This window comes from Brevibacterium marinum (assembly GCF_011927955.1).
GTDB classification, from domain to species: Bacteria; Actinomycetota; Actinomycetes; order Actinomycetales; family Brevibacteriaceae; genus Brevibacterium; species Brevibacterium marinum.
Map to the genome: position 1 here is coordinate 2,753,459 of NZ_JAATJN010000001.1, position 21,324 is coordinate 2,774,782.

Sequence of the window (21,324 nt, forward strand, 5' to 3'; positions counted from 1 at the left end):
CTTCGTGGTCCCGCCTCCGTGACTGACGTCTGAGGCGGGCCGCGGTCAGGAGTCGGCGACGACTCCGCGGCGGATCGCTTCGATGGTGCGGCGAATGCGCACAGCAGTCTCCGGTTCGGTGACCTCGGCGACCTGACCGAGGAGGTCGAGGCTCTGTTTGGCCCAGCGCACGAAGTCGCCCGCGGCGATGTCGGTTCCGCGCAGGGACTCGGCGAGATTCTTGCCTTCGGTCCAGCGGTACATCGGCTTGAACAGACCCCGGTCGGGCTCCTGCGTCGTCGACAGAGCCTGCTGCTCCTCCAATTGGAAGAGTCGGCGCCAGATCGTCACCGCCTCATCGCCGTTGACCTTGAGGTCGCGGGTCGGTGCCCGTTCGGGATGGAGGGTGTCACCGCGCCGTGATTGGAAGACGAAGCACGAGGCGAATGCCGCGAGTTCGGGTTCGACGAGCTTGTCCCACAGACCCGCCCGGATGGTCAGCGCCACCAGGAGGTCCCGCTCCCCGTAAATCCGACGCAGCATATCGGAGTGCTCCGGGTCGAAGCCGAGTGTGCGCAGCACGTCCTGAACGCGTTCGAAGACGAGTGCGATGGATGTCGTTCTGCCCTCGATCCGGGCGATGAGAGAGTCGTTGTCCTTGACCAGTTTGGCCGCGCGGTTGGCCCACCGGGCGTGCATCTCCCGGTCCGGGCAGTCGTGGCAGGGATGGGCGCGCATCTGTGCGGTCATCTCCGCCACGCTCGAGCTGACGCTGGAGGACTTCGGCGCGGATTCCCAGTGAGCGTCGGGGTCGACCCTGCCGTCGTGTTTGGCGTCGCTGAGGATGGCCAACAGCTGCCTGCGATCGCCGGCCTGCCGGTGGTTGAACTTCTTCGGCACCCGCACCCGGCCCTGTGCCGCCAGCGGTTCGGTCACCTCGTGGGGTCGCAGATGCCAGACCTTGCCCTGTTCGGTCAGCACCGTCGGCAGTCGTGACCCGCCGTCGCGGGAACTCATGGGGGCGATGATGACGGCCGCGCCCTCGACTCGCTTCGCGGGCAGCGTGACGACGTCGCCGATCTTGAGTGCGCTCAGGGATTCGACGATGTCACGCTGCCGGTTCTTCGATTTGGTCCGCGTCTCCTGCTTCTGTGTGTCGCTGATCGCCTGTCGAAGCCGAGCGTACTCGGCGAAGTCCCCGAGTTCGCACTGCATCGACTTCTCGTAGGCTTCGATCGTCGACTCGTTCTTGCGCACCTTCTTCGCCAGCCCCACGACGGCCTTGTCGGCTTGGAACTGCGCGAACGAGGTTTCGAGGACCTTTGCGGCCTCTGCGGAGCTCATCCGCGACAACAGGTTCGCCGTCATATTGTATGTCGGGCCGAATGCCGAGTTCAGCGCGTAGGAGCGATTCGAGGCGAGACCGGCGATCTCGTTGACCTCGAAGCTGGGATGCCAGACGACGACGGCGTGACCGATCTGGTCGATGCCGCGCCGACCCGCGCGCCCGGTCAGCTGCGTGTACTCCCCCGGCGTGATCGAGACATGGGCCTCCCCGTTGAACTTCACGAGCTTCTCGAGCACGACGGTGCGTGCCGGCATGTTGATGCCCAGGGCCAGAGTCTCCGTCGCGAAGACGACCTTGACGATGCCCTGCGAGAACAGGTCCTCGACAAGCTGTTTGAACTGCGGGATCATTCCCGCGTGGTGGGCGGCCACGCCGAGGAGGAGACCTTCGCGGAACGAATGGAAACCGAGGATGCCCAGGTCCTCGCTGGCGAGCTCATCGCGCAGCTTCTCGAGTTCGGCGTTGACGATGACCTTCTCATCGCGGGAGTTCAGGTCGATGCCCGAAGTCAGATACTGCTCCACCGCCTCATCACAGGCGTTCCGAGAGAAGATGAACATGATCGCCGGCAGCATTCCGGTCTCGGACAGGGACGACACGACCTGGGTCCGACTGGGTCTGCGGAATCGCGCGCGGGTCGCTCGCTCGCGCTTCGACCGTGGGCCTCCGTGGGTGCGTGTCGCGTGATTGAGCGCCGGATCGATCCGGTCGGAGTCGTGGTGGGTGAACAGATCGTACATGCGGTGGCCGACGAGGACATGATTGACCAGCGGCACCGGCCGATGTGTCGTCGAGATGACCGTCGTGGGACCGCGCACCTCGCTCAGCCAGGCGCCGAATTCCTCGACATTGGACACGGTGGCCGACAGCGACACCATCTGCACACGGTCGGGCAGGTGGATGATCACCTCTTCCCAGACCGGTCCGCGGAAGCGATCGGCGAGGTAATGGACCTCGTCGAGAACCACGAAGCCGAGGTCGGACAGCCCGGACAGGTCGTTGTAGAGCATGTTGCGCAGAACTTCGGTGGTCATGACGATGATCGGCGCATCCCGCCGGATCGACGTATCACCGGTGAGCAGACCGACGTTCTCCACACCGTGGACGTCCATGAGATCGGCGAACTTCTGATTGCTCAGCGCCTTGATCGGCGTGGTGTAGAAGACGCGTTTGCCTTCGTCCCTGGCCAGCTCGACGGCGAACTCGGCGATCAGGGTCTTTCCCGCACCGGTGGGGGCGGTGACGAGGACGTCCTTGCCCTCCTGCAGCTGAGTGCACGCCTCGACCTGGAAATCGTCGAGCTCGAAGTCGGTCCTGGCGCTGAATCGTCCCAGCGGAGTCTGCGCCTGTGTCTTCCTGTCCTTGTATCTCGCATAGGCCGCTGAGGGGCTGAGAGCTTCGGTGGACGCCGTGGAGTCGATCGGGTTCGCGGATTCAGTCATGTTTCCTTCAGTCAATCGGATCGTCGGGGTCGACCCACAGGCCCTGAGCGATGAGTCTCTTCTTGCGTCTGCCGTCGTTGAGCGCACAGATCACCCAGGCCACGCAGAACAACGTCATCATCGGAATCACGAGGAAGAACATCGAGAGTGCGTCGGGGGTGGGTGTGGCGATGGCGGCGAACAGGAACACGATCATCACGATCACCCGCCATGACTTCTGGATCCTGACTGCAGAGAGGATCCCCAGCATGTTGAGACCGACCATGAGGACGGGCAGGACGAAGGCCAGGCCGAAGACCACGATGATGACCATCACGAAGCTGAGATAGTCCTGAGCCGGGATGATGTTCGTCCCGCCCTGCGGGGTGAACGACGTCAGTGCTTTGACCGCGTTGGGCAGGGCGAAGAAGGCCATGGTCGATCCGGCCAGGAACAGCGGGATCGCCGCGCCCAGAAAGCCGACCGAGTACAGCTTCTCCTTCTTGGTCAGTCCCGGAACGATGAAGGCCCACAGTTCGTAGAGCCAGATCGGGCAGGATATGAATATGCCGATGAAGAACGCCAGCTTGATCTTGAGATCGAATGGTGACGCGACTCCGGCGAAGTTGATCTCAGCCGTGCGGTCGCCCGAGGCGCGGATGTTGCGGATGGGCTCCTGCAGGATGTCGAGGACCGGATCGTAGAGGAACCAGCCACCGACGGCACCGAGGATGATCGCGATCGCCGCGATGAAGGAGCGATTGCGCAGTTCGACGAGATGCCCGACCACGGGCATCTTCCGTTCGGGGTTCTTCCTGCGTCCTGAGAACGATCGCCCGTCGTCGTGTTCCTTCACTTCTCGTGAGACTGCGGATCCTGCTTATCCTTCGCAGGCTGCTCGGAATCTCGAACAGCCTCGGCTCTCGACCCGTTCGATGCGGTCGACGAGGTGTCGTTCTCGGTGGCCTCGCGGTTGAGTTCGCCCGGTTCCGTGGTCTTGGGCTCCTCATCGTCGTCCTTGCGCAGATCCTTGACCTCCGACTTGAAGATCTTCATCGACTGGCCGAGGCTTCTGGCCAGTCCCGGCAGCTTGGGCGCGCCGAAAATGATCACGATGATGAGGATGACGATCGCGATCTGCACGAAACTCGGTTTCATGGGAACTCCTTGACTGTTGTCTGCTCTGAAAGATTCTACGCTGTGTCAGTGAGCCTTTCATCCTCGACGCCCGACTTCACCGGTCCTCGAAGGCAGGTCTCAGCCCAATCGCAGGGCAGCGGCCTCCACCGCTTCGCTGTCGTCGATGTCGGTGATGACATCGGCATGGCAGAGCAGGAACCGACTCAACCAGTCCACGGAATGCACGAGGAACCTGATTCGCACGCTCGGTTCGCCGTTGTCCGAGTATTCACGCTCCTTCAGCTCCAGTTCATCCGCCAGCCATGCTCCGGCCGCGGACAGGGTCATCGTGACCTCTCTCGGCTCGGTGCCCGATTCGCCGACTTTCAGGGGCGGATGGGCGGCGGAGGCCCAGGAACGGATGCGGCTCAGGGCGAATCGGCGGGGAGCCTGGGCCGCGTAGCACCAGGCGTCCACATACCAGTCCGCGCCGGGGACCAGCCTGCTGGGGGCGATGGTCCGTGTGGTCAGCTCGTCCCGGGAACCGACGTAGTAGTCGATCGTCACCGCCGACTGCCCATCGATCGCCTGTCTCAAGAACGCCATGAGCTCTTCGTCTGCGGGGATCGGGCTGACTTCGACCGGCGTGTGCAGGTTCTCCCCCGCCGCGCGCCGCAGTTTCGCAGCCGCCGTGCGCACCGCTTCGGTATCGAGTCCGGGCAAAGTGTCGATGAGGTCGAGGGCGAGGACGAGGACTCCTGCCTCCTCCGCGCTGAGCCTCACGGGCACGGAGACCTCTTCGGCGTTGGAGACGAAGATCTTCCCGCCCTCCCACGAGGCATCGATGAGGTCATCGGGCATATGACCGGGCCGGCCCGTGACGAAGAGCAGCTGCAGATCATCGATGAGGGTATCGGAGTCGATCGCGAAGTAGGCAGCCGTCTCCTCGAGGTCCGCTCCGGGATGGGCGTCGAGGTAGGGAACCAGGCTGAGCAGCCGGGTGAGTCGTTCACGCGCTGAGGACACTGCGACCTCCGAGTCGTTCGAGTGATTCCCTGACCGTGCGGCGCCGGTCCTCGACGGCTTGGGCAAGCTCCTCCGGTGCGAGGACTTCGACGACGTTGCCGAAGCTCACGATCTCCGCGGCCAGCGATGCCGCGTCCGTGTATTCGACGATGGTCGCGTCGCCCTCGGCGCGGACCTGTCGGCGTCGCAGCGGGTCGGCTCGGTGGGCACGGATGCGCAGCTTCGCCTCGGCGACGACTGCCATCTCAGCGCTCGAATTCAGAGTCACGTGCGGGGCGAAGTCGGCGGGGATCTCGTAGTCGCCCGGGTCACGACCGCTGAGCTTCGTCAGTTTGCCCTCGACGCGGGAGAGCCGGAATGTGCGTTCGGCGCCGCGGTCGATGTCGTGGCCGAGCAGATAGACCCGGTCGCCGCGGCTGAGTAGGGCGTAGGGTTCGAGCTTGACCTTGCGGGGGCTCTGGCCGGGCTTGTGGTACTTGAAGCCGATCGCCTCACGGGCGTTGATGTGGTGGAGCGCGGTGGCGAAGTTCGCGCTGCCCAGTTTGCGGGCAGCGGGCCCCTGGTTCGCTTCGACGCGCCCCGGTCCCGCCTCGGCGAGGTCGATGCTCAGGGCGCGCAGCTTCGTCAGTGCCTGCGAGCTGGACTCGCCGAGCTCGGTGTCCGACCAGAACTGCGCGGCCACCGCCACGGCGGCCGCTTCGGAGGTGGTGAGCTCGACATCGTCCATCGCATAGTCGGCCGCGGAGATCCGGTAGCCGGTCTCCCCCGCGTCGGAGTAGGCGTCGTGCTCGGCACGGGTCGCAATCGTGATCCCCATGTGCCGTAGGAGCTCCTTGTCACGGGAGAACTTGCGGTCGAAGGCGATGTCGTCGAGATCCGCGTACCCGTCGATGGCCCCCATCAGGGTCTTGCGCGAGACCCATCCACGGGCGGCTCTCAGAGCGATCAGCAGGTTCATCAGGCGTTCGGTCTGCTGCCTCTGTCTGCTGGGGCGGGGTGTATTCACAATTCCACCGTAACCTAACGCGGGCGATAGTCTTGGGACCATGATTCATTGGCGCAGAGGAATCGTGACGACGATTCGTTCCACCCGGCCAGGATACACAGAGGTCGAGGCCGATATTGGCCGGCCGCTGCCGTCGACGACGATCACCGCCATCAGAGCCGTCGCCTATACCGAGGCGGTCGGTCATCCCCGCGTCGGTGACACCGTCCTGCTCAACGTCTCGGCCCTGGCCAAACGCCTGGGCACCGGCGGTTTCGGCCTGGTCGTGGCTCTGCCCGATGCGCTTCCCGCCGATCCGCCCGAGGGGCCGGGGCATCTGGTGAAGGACCGGTATTCGCCTCTGCAGACGATGGTTCTCGGCGTCGACGATCAGGAGTCCGAGCATCATGAGACCCTCGCCGGCGAGGACTCACTTCATGGGATGCCCGTGATCGTGGCCGATCTGCATTCGACTCTGCCGGCGATCATCGCCGGAATCCGCGCTGTCGATCCGGGGCTGCGCATCGCCTATGTGCTCAGCGACGGGGCTGCCCTGCCCGCGAGCTTCTCACAGGCCGCGGCGGGGCTGAAGGAGGCCGGCTGGCTCTACGGGACCATCAGCACCGGTCAGTCCTGGGGCGCCGATCTCGAGGCCGTGACGGTCCACACCGGTCTGCTGGCGGCCAAGCATGTGCTCAATGCCGACATCACCATCGTCGCGCAGGGGCCGGGAAATCTCGGCACCGGCACGAAGTACGGCTATTCGGGCCTCGTCACCGGTGACCATCTCAACGCGGCCGCCCTGTTGGACGGGATCCCCGTCGGCGTTCTGCGCATGTCCAATGCCGATGCCCGCGGCAGGCACTTCGGCATCTCCCACCACTCGCTGACCTCCTTGGCCGAGATCGCCCGCCCCGGAGTCAGGGTCGCTGTCCCGGACTTCTCCACCCTCGCCGAGGTGGAGCTGAGTGAGATGGACCCCGACCCGTCCGCCGTGGCCGAGGTCGTCGCCTCCCAGCTGCCGCTGCTGCACATGCATGAGCAGATCGATGTGAGTCTCGAAGGTCTGTGGTCCCAGCTCAAGTCCACGCCCGTCAGCCTGTCGACGATGGGACGCAGACTGCCCGCCGATGCGGCAGCGTTCCTCGCTGCCGCATCGGCGGGCAGAATGGCCGTCGAGATCTGAGTCTCGACGGCCTACGTTCGGTCAGGCCTCAGCGTACGTCCTCGAGGTCGCACACGAAGATCAGGGACTCACCCGGCATGATGACGCCGCCGGCACCTTGATCGCCATAGGCCAGGTGCGGTGGGATCTGCAGGGTGCGCCGGCCACCGACCTTCATGCCCTGGATTCCCTGGTCCCAACCGGAGATGACCATGCCGGACCCGAGACGGAACTCGAGTGGGGCGCCCCGATTGTAGGAGGCATCGAACTCTTCACCGGTCGAATGGGCGATGCCGACGTAGTTCACGCTCACGGTGTCCCCGGGGCCCGCCTCGGCGCCGTCACCGACGATGTCGTCGACGATCTCGAGCTCGGTCGGAGCCTCGGTGCCTGGGAAGTCGACTTCTGGTTTCTGCTTGCTCATGGTGTCTCCCTATCTTCTGGTTCTGTGGTGCTCGTCGCGTCTCAGCCCTGGGCGGAGAGGACGTCGATGACGAACACGAGGGTGGCGTTGCCGGGGATGTTCGGCGGGCTGCCCTGTTCCCCGTACCCCTTGTCCGGTGGGACGACGAGGACGATCTGGCTGCCGACCTTGGTCCCGACCAGGCCTTCGTTCCAGCCGTCGATGACCTGGGCCTGTCCGACCGGGTCGACGGCGAAGGGCCCGCGTCCATCCTGCCAGCTGGAGTCGAAGGACTTCGAATTGTCGTCCCAGAGCCAGCCGGAGTAGTGCACGGCCACGCTCTGGCCCTCCTTGACCTTCGGACCCTCACCCTCGATCGTCGTGTAGGTCTCGAGCTCCTTCGGGGCCTTGCCCTTGGGCTTCGAGATGGAGGGCTCGCCGTTGTCGGCCCGGGTGACGGTGACGGGGTTGTCCGACTGGTCGACCTTCTCGCCCTCTGCATGTGTCAGCGGCTTGGTGGTCTTCTCGATGTCGATGACGTAGACGAGGGTCTGCGCCGGCTGGCCCTGCTGTGCGCTGCCGTTGAGGGACATGAGGACCCGCGAACCGACCTTGGTGTCGATGAGGGCATTGTAGAGTTCCTCGGAGATCTGGCCCTTGTCCATGGGGAAACCGGCCGGGGACTTCGAATCATAGCTCGACTCGATCTCCTCACCGCTGGTGCCCGAGACCAGGGTCATCTGTGCGGTGACCTGCTCACCGTCTGCGACCGTGTCCCCATCGCCCTCGCTGATGACCGATTTGCCGGTCTCGTCCACGACCAGGGGCGCTTCGAAGCTGACCTTCGGCTTCTCGCCGAACTCGCCCTCGACCGTGACGTCGTCGAGGCTGCTCGACTTCGCGTCCTGAGGTGCGACGGATGCCGGGGCACTTGCGGTGTCCTCCGCCTCGTCCCCCTGCCCGCAGGCGGACAGTGCCAGGGTGGCGGCCGCGATGACGGCGAGCACTTTTGAGCGCACGTGGTTCCTTTCGTTCAAGACCGGATCACTGAGATCTTACAGGCCGGAGATGAGTGCCTGCGCCTGCGGGTGCGTCGGTTCGAAGGGGTTCTTCAGCGCCACGGCCCGACCGGATTCGTCGTTGAGCCGCAGATGCACCCAGTCGACCGTGTAGTCACGACGTGCCTCGTGCGCGGCTCGGACGAATTCACCGCGCACAGCCGCTCGGGTCGTCGCCGGTGGGATGTCCTTGGCACGTTCGCGGGCTTCGCCCGAGACCAGGTTCTTGGCCATCCCCGACCGCTCCAATTTGGGGAACAGGCCCGTGCTCGGGGTGATGTCGTGGTAGGCGATGTCGAGCCGAGAGATCCGCGGATCGGTGACATCGTCGATGCCGCGCGCCATCGCCCGGTCGACGAGGGCCTTCTTCATCACCCAGTCGATCTCGTGGTCGACGGTCGAGAAGTCCTGAGCCGAGACGGCCTCGAGCATCCGGGACCACAGGTCGATGACGTATTCGGCCATCCCATCGTCGCCGAGGCTGTGGTCGCCGTTCTCCACGAGGCGCTGAGCGCGGTCGCGGTAGTCGGTGAGCAGGTTCAGCGGCGTGATCGTCGTCCCGTCCGTGCGTTCGAGCGGCACCGATCCGGTGAGATCCCTGGCGACGAGGCGGATGTCGCGGACCGGGTGCCGCAGTCCGTGTTCAGGGATACGTGCGCCCTGTTCGATGAGATCGAGGATGAGGACGGCGGAGCCGATCTTGAGCGCCGAGGTGGCCGTCGACATCGAGGAGTCACCGACGATGACGTGGAGGCGGCGGTACTTCTCCGCGTCGGCGTGCGGTTCGTCACGGGCGTTGATGATCGGACGTGATCGTGTCGTGGCCGAGGACAGTCCCTCCCACATCACATCGGAGCGGCCCGAGAGTCCGAACATCATCTCTGACCGGTTGACCTCCGCGTCCGGCTGGATCGAGGACTGCGCGGGGATGATGGCACCGGCGCCGACGAGCAGCTGGCGGGAGACGAGGAACGGCAGCAGCACCGTCGTCAGGCGGTTGAAGTCGAGGTTGCGGCGGATCAGGAAGTTCTCGTGGGAGCCGTAGGAGTTCCCCGCCGCATCCGTATTGTTCTTGACCATGTGGATGCGACCGCCGAGGCCGTCGTCCTCGATGCTCGCCTGTGCCTGATCCAGCAGGTCGATCATCAGGGATTCGCCGGCGCGGTCCTGAACGAGCAGGTCCGTCAGGTTGTCGCATTCGGCGGTGGCGTACTCGGGGTGGGACCCGACGTCGAGGTAGAGACGGGAGCCGTTGGGCAGGAACACGTTCGATGAGCGTCCCCATTCGACGATGGGCCGGAACAGATATCTGGCGATCTCCTCCGGGCCGATGCGGCGGTCGCCCGCGCCGGCCGAATGAGCGAGTCCGTATTCGGTCTCGAGTCCGTAGATCCTGGCCATCAGCCCTCCCACAGTCGGGTCATCGCGGGGTCTCCGAGTCGTCTGAAGGTGCGGTGACGGTTGGCGCTCCGGTCGAGCACCGCTGCATCGTCGTCCCCGCCCGGGCGAGGACGACGAAGGAATGGCTCGTCGAACTCAGAAATGCAGGAGAGAACCCCGACATCTCATTGGCCGCCCTTCTGGACGAAGTTGCGCACGAACTCCTCCGCGTTCGATTCCAGCACGCCGTCGATCTCGTCGAGGATCGAGTCGACGTTCTGCGTGTTGACCTGACCCTGCACAGCCTCGGGCGGGCCAGCCGGTGGCTCTCCGCCGCCGGCCGAGTGGTCCTTGTTCACCTGCTCCTGGGAACTCATCTCACACCTCTTTCTCGTTCTTCGCTGTCAGTCTATCCACTCCGAGCGCACGCAGCAGCGCTTCCGCGTCGTGCACATCGGCCAGTCTGGTTTCGAGGAGTTCGCGATTGCCCTTGAGAGGTTCGCCCATCGGCAGACGCACGATCCCGTACTCCCCCGCGTCGAGGACCAGCGAGTCCCAACTCGCTGCCACCAGCGAGTCCGAGAATCGGGTCACGGCCAAGGACCGCAGGTAGGCGCGGGTTCCGTCGGGTGCGCTGCGCACAGCCGCGGCGACCTCTTCGTCGGTGGTCGTCCTCCGGATCCGTCCGGCCTTCTCCAGCTTGTGGAACAGCCCCTTCTCCGGCCTCACATCGTGGTACTGGACGTCGACCAGGGCAAGCTTCGGGTGGTCCCACTCGATGTTCTCCTTCTGCCGGTAGCCTTCGAGCAGGACCCATTTGGCGACCCAGTCGATCGAGTCGGCAAGACTGCGGGGATCGGTGGCCAAGCCGTTGAGGAGCCGCTTCCATTCGCCGAGGACCTCGCGAGTGTCCGGGTCGTCGCCTGCGTGTTCGAGGCAGGCGACGTGATACATGTCCAGGATCTCGAGAGCCGTCATCGAGGTGCCGTCGGACAGAGGCAGCTTCGTGCTCAGACTGAGGTCATGGCTGACGTCCCACAGCGACTGCAGCGGGTCGGCGAGCTCGATCCTGGGGGCCAGTCCGGCTTCGATGAGGCCGAGGACCAGGGAAGTCGAGCCGAAGCGGACCAGTGTGGCCGGTTCGGCCATCGTCGCGTCGCCGATGATGACATGCAGTCTGCGATATTTCGCGGGATCGGCATGGGGTTCGTCGCGGGTGTTGACGATCGGTCGGCGCAGAGTGGTCTCGAGGCCCACCTCGGCTTCGAAGAAGTCCGCACGCGAAGAGATCTGGAAGCCCGCGGTCTCGGCCTCGCGCCCGATTCCCACCCGACCGGCCCCGCAGAGGATCTGACGGGTGACGAAGAACGGGATCAGCCCCGAAACGAGGGCGTCGAACTCCACCGAACGGTCGACGAGGTAGTTCTCGTGGGTGCCGTAGGACGCCCCCTTCGAATCGGTGTTGTTCTTGTACAGGTTGACCGGTTCGTCCGAGGCTTCGAGGCTGCGGACCGAGGCCAGAGCCACGAGGTCTCCCGCTCGGTCGTAGGTCACGAGGTCACGCGGAGTCAGCACCTCCGGTGAGGAGTACTCCGGGTGTGCATGATCGACGTAGTAGCGGGCCCCGTTCTCAGTCACGACATTGGCCAGATACTGCGTTTCGACGGACTCCTGCGGCATGTGCGTCAGCTGCGAGATGTCGGCATCGGCGACATTCATGAAGAAGCCGCGCGCATCGGCCAGCGGTGACTCGGTGGCGAAGTCCCAGAAGTTCTGAGACGACTTCAACCCCCGCGGCCCCGCATAGGCATCGACGACACGCGCCGAGTCACGCATCGGGTTCGCCCCCGGGTTGCCCGGCTGGCTGAGTCCGAACTCGGTCTCGGACCCCATCACACGGTGGACACTGAGCATCTGAACTCCCTCTAACGTTTAGACTCGGGATGTGGCTGCGAAGAAATCTCATCTCCCGATCGCGTTGATCGTCGACCTCATCCTGGTCGTTCTATTCACCATCATCGGTCATTACACACATTCTCATAATCTCGACCCTCAGGGGCTCCTGACCACAGCGTGGCCGTTCCTGGCCGGACTCGTCCTGGCCTGGCTGCTCTCAGCGGTCTGGGACCGTCCGATCGCTCCGCTGGCCACGGGAGCCGGCGTCTGGGCGATCACGATCCTGCTCGGGCTCGTCATCCGCGGCGCCACCGGTGCCGGTGGCGACCCTGGTGTGGTTCCCGTGAGCTTCATGATCGTAGCCACGAGCTTCAATCTCATCACCCTGCTCGGCTGGCGGATCATCGCCACGGCCGTGACCGGTGGCGGAACCGGCACTCGGCGTCGCCGCCGCCACTGACCAGAGCCACGGATCCGATCTGGTCGGAGAGCTGCTCGCCTCAGACCAGATCGGAGTCCGGGGACACCTCGACGATGTCGGTCTCCAGCGGCACCGCAGGTGCACCACGGGTCGTGTCCAGGTGCATCATCCGCAGGTGGGTGACCCGTTCGCCCTTGCGGCCGGAGATCCGCGCCCACTCATCGGGATTCGTTGTGTTGGGCAGGTCCTCGTGTTCGCTGAATTCCTCCGCGATGGCCTCTTCGAAGTGCTCCGGATGCAGGCCACGCTCACCGGTCTCGAGCAGCGATTTGATCGCGGCCTTCTTCGCCCGGTCGACGATGTTGTGGATCATGGCCCCGGAGGCGAAGTCCGAGAAGTGGAGGACCTCCTGCGACCCGTCGGCATAGGTCACCTCGACGAACTCGTTCTCCGGTGACTGTGCGTACATGCGATCGACGCAGAACGAGATCAGAGCCGAGACCGCCTCGGCGGAGGTCTCGTGACCGGACAGCACGCTCGCATGCAGCGGCAGCTCGTCGGTGAGGTACTTCTCGTAGATGTCGCGGGCTGCAGCGACGTCGGGACGTTCTATGCGGATCTTGACATCGAGACGGCCGGGCCGCAGGATCGCCGGGTCGATGAGATCCTCACGGTTCGAGGCACCGATGACGATGACGTTGTCGAGCTTTTCGACCCCATCGATCTCGGTCAGCAGCTGCGGCACGATGGTCGTCTCCACATCGGAGGACTTGCCGGTGCCGCGAGTGCGGAAGAGGGATTCCATCTCGTCGAAGAAGACGACGACGGGGAAACCGGCCGAGGCCTTCTCCCTGGCGCGAGCGAAGATGAGACGGAGCTGGCGTTCGGTCTCTCCGACGTACTTGTCGAGCAGCTCGGGGCCCTTGATGTTGAGGAAGTACGTCTTCCGGGACTGCCCGGCACCCGTCCGGTCGGCCAGTGAGTTGGCCACGGCCTTCGCGATCAGGGTCTTGCCGCAGCCGGGAGGACCGTAGAGCAGAATGCCCTTCGGCGGTTTGAGTCCGTGCTCGGTGTAGAGCTCCGGATGTTCGAAGGGCAGCTCCACGGCATCCTTGATCTGACCGATCTGATCGGCCAGGCCTCCGATGTCGGAGTAGGTGATGTCCGGGACCTCTTCGAGCAGCAGTGAGGAGACTTCGGGCTTCTCCACCACCTGGAGGGCATAGTGAGTGCGCGTGTCGACGACCACGGCATCACCGACGCGAAGACCCGCATCGATGAGGTCCTCGCCGAGGACGAAGACCTGTTCGTCGTCTCCGGGAGCACCGACGAGGATCCTTGTGTCGTCGACGAATTCGCGTACGTTGACCACGGAGCCGACCGGGGGGAAGGAGCCGGTCCCGATGATGACCAGGCCCTCCGAGAGAAGGATGTCCGTTCCCGCTCGCAACTGCGCCGGTTCCACCTCGGGTCCGACCGCCACACGCATTCTGCGTCCGCCGACGATGACGTCCGCGGTCACTCCGTTCTCGCTCAGCGCCACGAGGGTGCCCCAGTTGTTGGGCGGCTCGGTGAGGCGGCGGGCCTCTTCCTTGATCCGGTTCAGCTCGTCTCGCGCCGTGCGGAGGGTCTTCGAGAGGGCCTCGTTGCGTTTGCCGGCGCTGAAGAGCTGTTGGCGCAATGACGCCGTGTCCTCGCGCAGTCGTTTGACTTCGGTCGTGGTTTCGGTCATTGATCCTCCTTTTGGTCCAAACGCTTTCCCGCCTCGCGCATCACGCGTCGCAGCTTCTTTCCCTTGGCGACTCGTGCACCGACGGCTTCCTCGGTGACTTCCGGCTGCGTCCATGCGTCCACGTCTTCGCTCGCGGCCGGGGAGCCCTGGGGCCGTCGCTTCTTCTCCAGGGGTGCCACTCCGGGTGCCATACGGCGTGCCATGACCAGGAAGCCCGTGTGCGCGATCATCCGGTGGTCCGGTCGCACGGCGAGTCCGTCGACGTGCCAGCCGCGGATCATGGCCTCCATCGACTGCGGTTCGCTGAAGCACCGGGTGGCTCGAAGCGCCTCGACGAAGCGTGAGAGCTGCGGGACGGTCGCGACATAGGCGATGACCGCTCCCCCGGGGGCCAGTGCCTCGGTCACCGCCTCGAGGGTGTTCCAGGGGGTGAGCATATCCAGGACGACGCGGTCGACGGTGCCGGGCTCGTGGGCGGCCGGAAGCTCGTCGCAGAGATCCCCGACGGTCACGGACCAGTTGTCCGGGCGGCCGTCGAAGAAGTCGGCGATGTTGCCGGCGGCGATGTGGGCGAACTCCTCCCGGAGTTCGAAGGAATGGACGCCGCCTGTGGGGCCGACGGCGCGCAGCAGCGCCATGGACAGCGCCCCGGACCCGACCCCGGCCTCGACGACCACCGCCCCGGGGAAGATGTCGCCGAGGGTGACGATGAGCCCGGAGTCCTTGGGGTAGACGACGGCGGCACCGCGCGGCATCGACAGGACGAAGTCCTCATACCGTGGACGGAAGATCTGGAAGTCGATGCCTCCGGTGTTCGTCACGATGATGCCCTCGGTCCGGCCGATGATGTCGTCGTGCTCGATGAGTCCCTTATGCGTGTGGAACAGCTCTCCGGGAGCGAGCACAATGGTGTGCATTCGGCCCTTGGGATCGGTGAGCTGGATCTTCTCGCCGGTCTTCAGAGCCCGGCGGGGTTCGGTATGGCTTGCCTCAGTCATGATGTGTCCACTCTACGCTGGTGAGAAGTGTCTGGGCACACCCGGCTCAGGCTGCGAGAAGCTCGTCGAAGAATTCCTGCAGGTCGATGACGCCGACGAGGGTGTTTCCGTCCATGACCAGGCTGAACTGCGCCTTGGGGCGGTGGGTCAGCGACTCGAGCAGATGGGGTGCGGTGATGTCCTTGGGCACGCCGATCCAGCCGGCCAGCTGTCGGGCGACTTCTCCGGCGGGAATCGGCTCCAATGACTCGGCCAGGCGTCCCGCCGCGGCGTGCCGGTCGACGAGTCCGTAGGGCAGGCCCTTCTGGTCGAGGACGACGATGAGGGTGCGTTCCTTCGCGTTGCCCAGCGTGTTCGCGTAGTCGAGCGTGTCGGCGAGATCGGCGTCCCAGGTGGCGGCGATAGCCGGCTGGATGACCTGTGAGAGCTCGTAGGTCTCCATCTTCCGGGCCCGCTTTGCATGCGTTGCGGCGTCACCCGCGGAGAACCAGAGCATGATGGCGATGAGTGACATCCAAGCCACCTGCAGCGGATCCGGACGTTCTCCCGCCAGGAGCGGTGTGATGACCGACCAGCCGATGAATCCGACGGCGATGACCCGACCGACCCAGCTCGCCACGATCGTGCCCAGGTACTGCGAACCGGTCAGGCGCCACATCAGCGCCTGCAGCGCCCAGCCGCCGTCGAGCGGGATTCCGGGCAGCAGGTTGATGGCGCCGAGGGCGACGTTGGCGAAGGTCACGGCGATGAGCAGCAGCCACGGCACCGAGGTCGGCGTGACCGCGCTCAAGCACCACCAGCCCAGCAGCGCCAGCACGATGTTGACGATCGGGCCGACGATGGAGATGACGAAGCTCGTGAACGCTGCCTTGTCGCGTGGATTCTCGACCTGCGGTTCGAACCGTGTGAATCCGCCCCAGAGATTCAATTCGATCGCGGCGACCTTGAGCCCGTAGAACTGGCCCGCCACGCCGTGCGCCAGCTCATGGAGGAAGACGGAGGCGAAGAGCAGGACCGCGTATGCGAAGGCCACGAACCAGGCCCAGACGCCGAGGTCGGGACGGACGGTGTTCAGCCATGGGGCGAACAGGATCGTGATGACGATGGCGGCCAGGAACCACGACCAGGCCAGGATCACCGGGGCGCCGAGAACAGTCCCCAGGCGCAAGCCCGAAGAGGCACCTGTCTGGTGATTTTTCGCGGCCATCGAAGGAGTTCCTCTGCTTGGGGTCGGGTCCACTCAGCCTAACAGCGACAAGGCCTCCGACGTGCTCTGACGCGTCGTGTCAGAGCAAGTCGTTAGAGTGGGTCGTATGGCCGAGCTGATCAGTCTTTCGCCCTCCCGGGCCAATGACTTCGTACAATGTCCCTTGAAATTTCGTTTCCGCAGCATCGACAAGTTGCCGGAGCCGCCCTCGCAGGCCGGGTTCAGAGGCACCGTCGTCCACTCCGTCCTCGAAAAGCTCTTCGAGCGTCCAGCGGCCCAGCGGACGCAGGACGTCGCCGAGTCCTTGCTGCGCCCCAGCTGGGACGAACTGGTGGAGAAGGACCCGAACGTGCTCGAGATCTTCAACGACGAAGGAGAGAAGGAGACATTCTTCACAAGTGCGAGCAGGCTGCTGCAGTCGTACTTCACACTCGAGTTCCCCGAGCATCTCGAACCGGACGAGACGGAGAAGTACGTTCGCACCCACCTCGACAACGGTCTCGAACTGCGTGGATTCATCGATCGCGTCGACGTGGCACCGGGCGGAGAGAAGCGCCTGGTCGACTACAAGACCGGAAAGCAGCCCAAACCCCAGTACGGCCGCGAGGCGAACTTTCAGATGGGCTTCTACGCCCTCGTCGAATACCGCCTCACCGGTGAGCTCGTGCACACCCTCCAGCTCATGTACCTGGGTTCGCAGTCCATCCTGAAGTCCCACCCCACGATGAGCGACATCGAACGCACCGAGTTCGAGATCGAGTCGATCTGGAAGGACATCATCGCCTCTGCCGAAACGGATCGTTGGCGTCCGAAGAAGTCTCCCCTGTGCAACTGGTGCACGTTCAAACCGCTGTGCCCGGCATGGGGCAACACTCCCCCACCGACGCCGGAGATCACACGGATAGTCGGGACGTGAGCTCTCTCAGATCGTCCACGGTCCGCCCCTCGAGACTCGACCACAGGATTCGGCCGGGCCGGGCCTCGAGCTGAACCAGGTGCGGGATGCCGATCGCGATCGTGCCTGCCGCCTCCGCGCTGGCGAGACCGGGCTTCGAATCCTCGAGCGCCACACAGGCTCCGGGTTCGAGGCCAAGCAGTGCCGCACCTTCGAGATAGGGGGCAGGGTCGGGTTTGCCGACACTGACCTCATCGCCGGAGACGAGCCCGGCGAAGCTGCCGGTCGGGCACGCCGCGATCACCGCCTCGGCGAGTCGTCGATAGGACATCGTGACCATGACACACGGAATGTCCGCGGTCACGATCGCTTCGAGGAACTCAAGTGCACCGGGCCGAAACGGCACGCTTTCCGTGATCTGTGTGACGACCTCGTTGAGGAGAGTCTCGACGATGACCCCAGCTGGAAGGTCGAGCCCGGCGTCCTGCATCATCGCCGCCGAGGTCAGCAGATCGTTGCCCACGAACTCAAGGCCCTGCTCTTCGCTCCACTCGATTCCGTGTGCGTTCATCAGTTCGGTCTCGGCCCTGATCCAATACGGTTCCGTATCGACCAGAGTTCCGTCCATGTCCCAGAGGACTGCGGCAGGATTCGTCATGATTCCAGCGTAATCTTGAAGCATGACATTTCTTCCATCAGGGTCCGGGGCACTCGTGTTCATCGCCTTCGAGGGACAGGACGCGGATGCCTCTGAGGCCGCAAGTTCGCTGGTCAAGGACATCATCGAGGCATGGCGCCTCAACGACAGTGAGATCTTGGACACCGACGGGTTCTACGAGTTCAGATTCTCAGAACCTGAGATCGTGCGCGACGAAGCGAATCGAGCCTCGATTGCCTGGCCGGGAATCGAAGTCCATCGCGGACACCATCTGGGCACGCCGGTCACCGTCGTCCATGGGCACGAGCCCGGCCTGAAATGGCGGGAGTTCCTGTCGCTGGTCCTCTCCGACGTCACGGCCGAAGATTCGGTGGTCCTGCTCGGCGGCCTGCACGCCGAGGTTCCCCACACGCGACCACTGCCCGTCGTGACCAACACTGAGGATGCACGTCTCGCGGCGAAGCTGGGCATCGAGGTCAACGGCTACGAAGGGCCGATCGGCATTCTCGGCCTCCTCGGCGTCGAATGCGACAGGAGAGGCCTGCATGCGGTCAACCTGTGGGTGGGCGTGCCCGACTATCTCACCGATTCCCCGTCGCCCAAGGCTGAACTGGCGCTGGCGTCTGCGGTGGAGCGGATCACGGGACTCGAGATCGACATCCCCATCCTCGAGGAGGAGAGTCGGGCCTGGGAGCTCGGCGCCGATGAACTCGTTGCCCTCAACCCCCACCTCGTGGAGCTGCTCAAGGGCCTCGAGCAGCTCAATGACTCCACGGAGCTGCCCGAGGCCAGTGGTGACGCGATCGCCGCCGAGTTCGAACGCTATCTGCGCAAGCGCGGTCGCGACAGATAGTCTCGGAAAGCGGCCGGGTCAGGCGTGCAGATCGATGCCGAGCAGGGCATCGACGGCGTCTGCGACCCGATCGCCGCAGACCGGAGCGGTCTCGGCCGCGGGCGAGTCGGCATAGTGCTCGGCCCATTCGTCGAGGATGCCCAGCGCACGGGGGCTGTCGAGGTCATCGGCCAGAGATTCACGGAGCAGACCGATGATGTGGTCCCGCAGTCCCTCCCGGCATTCGGCTTCGCACATCGCCGCGTGCTTCCACGCCTGCAGTCGCGCCGAGGCGGATTCGAGCAGATCGTCGGTGAAGATCCAGTCGCTGCGGTAGTGGTTGGACAGCAGCACTGTGCGGATGATCATCGGGTCGACACCCTGTTCGCGCAGCTTCGAGACGAGGACGAGGTTGCCCTTCGATTTGCTCATCTTCTCGCCCTGATAGCCGACCATGCCAGTGTGCATGTAGGTCCGGGCCAGCGGTGTCTGCTTCCACGCCGCCGCGTGCGCCGCGCTCATCTCATGGTGTGGGAACACGAGGTCGCTGCCGCCGCCCTGGACGTCGACGGGCAGCCCGCCGTAGTTGTTCGCGATGACAGTGCATTCGATGTGCCAGCCAGGACGTCCGGGGCCGAGCTTGCCCCCGTCCCAGGACGGTTCGCCCTCGCGAGCGGCCTTCCACAGCAGGGGATCGATCTCATTGTCCTTGCCCGGAGTCTCCGGGTCGCCTCCGCGTTCGGCGGAGAGCTTGGCCATCGTGGACCGGTCGTCGTGGCTGACGCTGCCGAATGGCGGATGGATCGGGGTCGAAACCCTGTAGTACACGTCGCCGTTGTCGAGGGTGTATGCGGCGCGCGTCTCCACGAGGTCCTCGACGGCCTCGACGATCTGTTCCACCGATTCGACGACGCCGATGAAGTCGCGAGGAGGCAGCACGCGCAGCGCGGCCATGTCCTCGCGGAAGAGTTCGATCTGCGATTCGGCGAGTTCGTGCCAATCCACTCCCGTGGCATCGGCTCGTTCGAGGAGAGGGTCATCGATGTCGGTCGTGTTCTGCACGTAGACGACGTCGAGTCCAGCGTCGCGCCAGACCCGGTTGAGCAGGTCGAAGGCAACGTAGGTTGCCGCGTGGCCGAGATGGGTGGCGTCGTACGGGGTGATTCCACATACATAGAGACCTGCCGCCTGGTCACGCCCTTTGAGTCTGCGTGGGCTCCGAGTGCTGGTGTCGAAGACTGTCGGCACCTTTCCGGAGCTGGTGAGGCGGGGTAGCTGAGGTTCGGACCATGACTTCACGCAGACCAGCCTATCCGAGTCACCGCAGAAGGGCACCTCCTGCATCGTGTCGTGCTCATCGCAGGTCGGCTTCCTTTCTGGGCTCAGATCGGCGGCCAAGGGATGACGGTCCGATCTTCGGGTGGTTCGGGGAAGGCTCCGGCCTCGCCGAGGTGTTCGGCCCGGTGTCGCAGACTGTCGATCTCGTCATCGCTGAGACACTCCTCCAACGTCGAGCGCAGGTCTTCGGACATCCGGGACACCTCGTCGAGGGCGTCGATCTCCTCGTAGCCGAACGATGCCTGAGAGAAACCCCACAGTACGGTGCGCACCTTCTCGTCAGAGTGGAAGGACAGCCCGTTGTCGATGCCGTAGGTGGCGATGCTGCCGGGTCCGCCGCCGGGCAGGCAGCTGCCGGTGATGATGTGGCCGGCCTTCCTGTCCGCATTGTTCGACAGAAGATCGAAGAAGGAGATCGCCCGGAGCCCGTCACCGGTGTCGTGGGACAGGACCAGGTCGGTGCCGTCTTCGGTTCTCAGGGCGAACATCGGGATGTGGTCGGAGGGAATGGCCTCGACTGCTGTCAAAGCCACGGACTCGGTGTCTCCGGAGTCTTCGACGTAGGCCTGGAGGGAGCCCGGCCCCGCTCCCAGGTCTCCGCGCAGTACGGTCGGCGGGATCACGTTGAGGTCGAGGTGGGCGCTGAGTCGGTACGCCGCCGTCTCCCGCAGTGACAGAGTCTGCGGAGGGAAGTCGACGAGCGGTCGTTCACCTGATGCGGGTTTGTACACGGCTTTGAGATGGACGCCTTCGTGTTCGACGACGACGAGACGGGTGTCGTTGCTGGCCCGTGGGATCGATCCCATCACCGTGCAGGTGCCCTGTTCCAGTGCCTCTTGGACAAATGCTGCGTGCATGACTCTCAGGTGCGCGCAATGCCGTTTGCGCGGGGGCACAGATGCCCTTCGGGCTCGAGCGGCAGCGAGCAGAAAGGACAGTCGCCGCGACCGGCGGACACCACCTGGTCGGCGCGGCGGGCGAATTCGCGGGAGCCGGCGGCATCGAGGACGATGCGCAGCACATCTCGTTCGACGGCATCGTCGTCGGGGTCCGCCGAGGTCCCCGACTGCGCGTCCTCTTCTGTGAGTTCGAAGCATTCGACCACGAGCTCGTGGGCGACCGTGTCCCACCCGAGGCTCATGGTGCCGACTCGGAATTCGGGTTCGATGGGAACGTTGAGGCTCGCGTTGTCGATGCGTTCGTCGATCGCCGTCTGAGGCACTCGTGCAGCCGGGTCCTTGACCATGACCATGTCGAGGAGCTCGGTGACCCGATCCGCGAGGATCTCCACCTGCTCCTTCTCCACCACCACGGTGGTCAGCGCGGACCCTGATTTCGCCTGCAGGAGGAACGTTCGCTCGCCGGGCAGACCGATCGTGCCGACGACGAATCGTTCAGGTGTGGGGTGGTCGTACAAAGCTGCCATGCCTTCAGCCTAGTTCAAAGACTTACATGTCCGACGT

At 64.7% G+C, this 21,324-nt stretch carries 21 protein-coding genes; 4 read left to right on the top strand and 17 right to left on the bottom strand.

Features of this window, described 5'->3' with window-relative positions; genetic code table 11:
* Window positions 1–45: 45 nt before the first annotated feature.
* The 5 genes from BKA07_RS12200 to BKA07_RS12220 all read right to left on the bottom strand — a co-directional run bounded on the left by BKA07_RS12200 (window position 46) and on the right by BKA07_RS12220 (window position 5,899).
* A complete protein-coding gene (locus tag BKA07_RS12200; RefSeq protein WP_167951124.1) occupies window positions 46–2,769 on the bottom strand; it encodes a DEAD/DEAH box helicase in 2,724 nt (907 codons plus the stop codon).
* 7 nt (window positions 2,770–2,776) lie between these two features.
* Entirely contained in the window at window positions 2,777–3,604 is an 828-nt protein-coding gene (gene tatC / locus BKA07_RS12205) for a twin-arginine translocase subunit TatC (RefSeq protein WP_342449053.1), read from the bottom strand.
* The gene (gene tatA, locus BKA07_RS12210; RefSeq protein WP_167951125.1) at window positions 3,601–3,906 is read right to left on the bottom strand and encodes a Sec-independent protein translocase subunit TatA; all 306 of its coding nucleotides are present in this window, start codon (window positions 3,904–3,906) and stop codon (window positions 3,601–3,603) included. The genes tatC and tatA overlap by 4 nt, the downstream gene beginning before the upstream one ends.
* Before the next feature lie 99 nt (window positions 3,907–4,005).
* The gene (locus BKA07_RS12215; protein ID WP_167951126.1) at window positions 4,006–4,893 is read right to left on the bottom strand and encodes a WYL domain-containing protein; all 888 of its coding nucleotides are present in this window, start codon (window positions 4,891–4,893) and stop codon (window positions 4,006–4,008) included.
* On the bottom strand, window positions 4,877–5,899 hold the full coding sequence (locus tag BKA07_RS12220) for a helix-turn-helix transcriptional regulator (protein WP_342449054.1): 1,023 nt from the start codon (window positions 5,897–5,899) through the stop codon (window positions 4,877–4,879). Before BKA07_RS12220 ends, BKA07_RS12215 begins: the two co-directional genes overlap by 17 nt.
* 40 nt (window positions 5,900–5,939) lie before the next feature.
* Between BKA07_RS12220 and BKA07_RS12225 the strand changes: the two genes are divergently transcribed.
* Window positions 5,940–7,064: a DUF3866 family protein gene (locus tag BKA07_RS12225; RefSeq protein ID WP_167951127.1), complete on the top strand. Its 1,125-nt coding sequence runs from the start codon at window positions 5,940–5,942 to the stop codon at window positions 7,062–7,064.
* A gap of 28 nt (window positions 7,065–7,092) precedes the next feature.
* Here the strand turns inward: BKA07_RS12225 and BKA07_RS12230 are convergent, their stop codons facing one another.
* From BKA07_RS12230 to dop, 5 genes are all read right to left on the bottom strand, one after another.
* A complete protein-coding gene (locus tag BKA07_RS12230; protein ID WP_167951128.1) occupies window positions 7,093–7,467 on the bottom strand; it encodes an FKBP-type peptidyl-prolyl cis-trans isomerase in 375 nt (124 codons plus the stop codon).
* A gap of 41 nt (window positions 7,468–7,508) precedes the next feature.
* Window positions 7,509–8,465 carry an FKBP-type peptidyl-prolyl cis-trans isomerase gene (locus BKA07_RS12235; protein WP_342449055.1) on the bottom strand — a complete coding sequence of 319 codons (957 nt, stop codon included), beginning with the start codon at window positions 8,463–8,465 and terminating at the stop codon, window positions 7,509–7,511.
* Window positions 8,466–8,501: 36 nt separating this feature from the next.
* Window positions 8,502–9,905 (bottom strand): Pup--protein ligase, encoded by a 1,404-nt coding sequence (gene pafA, locus BKA07_RS12240; protein ID WP_245161936.1) that lies wholly within the window; start codon window positions 9,903–9,905, stop codon window positions 8,502–8,504.
* Between the two features lie 164 nt (window positions 9,906–10,069).
* Window positions 10,070–10,261 carry a ubiquitin-like protein Pup gene (locus BKA07_RS12245; protein ID WP_167951129.1) on the bottom strand — a complete coding sequence of 64 codons (192 nt, stop codon included), beginning with the start codon at window positions 10,259–10,261 and terminating at the stop codon, window positions 10,070–10,072.
* Between the two features lies 1 nt (window position 10,262).
* The gene (gene dop / locus BKA07_RS12250) at window positions 10,263–11,798 is read right to left on the bottom strand and encodes a depupylase/deamidase Dop (RefSeq protein WP_167951130.1); all 1,536 of its coding nucleotides are present in this window, start codon (window positions 11,796–11,798) and stop codon (window positions 10,263–10,265) included.
* A 31-nt stretch (window positions 11,799–11,829) separates the two neighbouring features.
* Here dop and BKA07_RS12255 point away from each other — a divergent pair, with 31 nt between their 5' ends.
* The gene (locus tag BKA07_RS12255) at window positions 11,830–12,240 is read left to right on the top strand and encodes a DUF3054 family protein (RefSeq protein ID WP_167951131.1); all 411 of its coding nucleotides are present in this window, start codon (window positions 11,830–11,832) and stop codon (window positions 12,238–12,240) included.
* 40 nt (window positions 12,241–12,280) lie between these two features.
* On the opposite strand, the gene arc is transcribed toward BKA07_RS12255, so the two are convergent.
* From arc to BKA07_RS12270, 3 genes are read right to left on the bottom strand one after another with little or no spacing between them, the layout of a single operon-like run.
* Window positions 12,281–14,047: a proteasome ATPase gene (arc, locus tag BKA07_RS12260; protein ID WP_425339334.1), complete on the bottom strand. Its 1,767-nt coding sequence runs from the start codon at window positions 14,045–14,047 to the stop codon at window positions 12,281–12,283.
* On the bottom strand, window positions 13,930–14,931 hold the full coding sequence (locus BKA07_RS12265; RefSeq protein ID WP_167951133.1) for a tRNA (adenine-N1)-methyltransferase: 1,002 nt from the start codon (window positions 14,929–14,931) through the stop codon (window positions 13,930–13,932). The genes arc and BKA07_RS12265 overlap by 118 nt, the downstream gene beginning before the upstream one ends.
* Before the next feature lie 46 nt (window positions 14,932–14,977).
* On the bottom strand, window positions 14,978–16,138 hold the full coding sequence (locus BKA07_RS12270) for a site-2 protease family protein (protein WP_167951134.1): 1,161 nt from the start codon (window positions 16,136–16,138) through the stop codon (window positions 14,978–14,980).
* A 106-nt stretch (window positions 16,139–16,244) separates the two neighbouring features.
* Between BKA07_RS12270 and BKA07_RS12275 the strand changes: the two genes are divergently transcribed.
* Window positions 16,245–17,054 (top strand): RecB family exonuclease, encoded by an 810-nt coding sequence (locus BKA07_RS12275; RefSeq protein WP_167951135.1) that lies wholly within the window; start codon window positions 16,245–16,247, stop codon window positions 17,052–17,054.
* Here BKA07_RS12275 and BKA07_RS12280 read toward each other — a convergent pair.
* Window positions 17,032–17,691 (bottom strand): HAD family hydrolase, encoded by a 660-nt coding sequence (locus BKA07_RS12280; RefSeq protein WP_245161938.1) that lies wholly within the window; start codon window positions 17,689–17,691, stop codon window positions 17,032–17,034. The two genes, BKA07_RS12275 and BKA07_RS12280, sit on opposite strands and share 23 nt — an antisense overlap.
* Window positions 17,692–17,713: 22 nt before the next feature.
* Between BKA07_RS12280 and BKA07_RS12285 the strand changes: the two genes are divergently transcribed.
* On the top strand, window positions 17,714–18,544 hold the full coding sequence (locus BKA07_RS12285; protein ID WP_167951137.1) for a proteasome assembly chaperone family protein: 831 nt from the start codon (window positions 17,714–17,716) through the stop codon (window positions 18,542–18,544).
* Window positions 18,545–18,562: 18 nt separating this feature from the next.
* Here BKA07_RS12285 and mshC read toward each other — a convergent pair whose 3' ends face one another.
* The 3 genes from mshC to BKA07_RS12300 form a co-directional block, all read right to left on the bottom strand.
* Window positions 18,563–19,822: a cysteine--1-D-myo-inosityl 2-amino-2-deoxy-alpha-D-glucopyranoside ligase gene (gene mshC / locus BKA07_RS12290; RefSeq protein ID WP_167951138.1), complete on the bottom strand. Its 1,260-nt coding sequence runs from the start codon at window positions 19,820–19,822 to the stop codon at window positions 18,563–18,565.
* An 83-nt stretch (window positions 19,823–19,905) separates the two neighbouring features.
* Window positions 19,906–20,718, bottom strand: coding sequence for an SCO1664 family protein (locus BKA07_RS12295; RefSeq protein ID WP_167951139.1), 813 nt, complete (start codon window positions 20,716–20,718; stop codon window positions 19,906–19,908).
* A 5-nt stretch (window positions 20,719–20,723) separates the two neighbouring features.
* Complete coding sequence (locus BKA07_RS12300) at window positions 20,724–21,287, bottom strand: DUF3090 domain-containing protein (RefSeq protein WP_167951140.1); 564 nt, start codon at window positions 21,285–21,287, stop codon at window positions 20,724–20,726.
* Window positions 21,288–21,324: the final 37 nt, after the last annotated feature.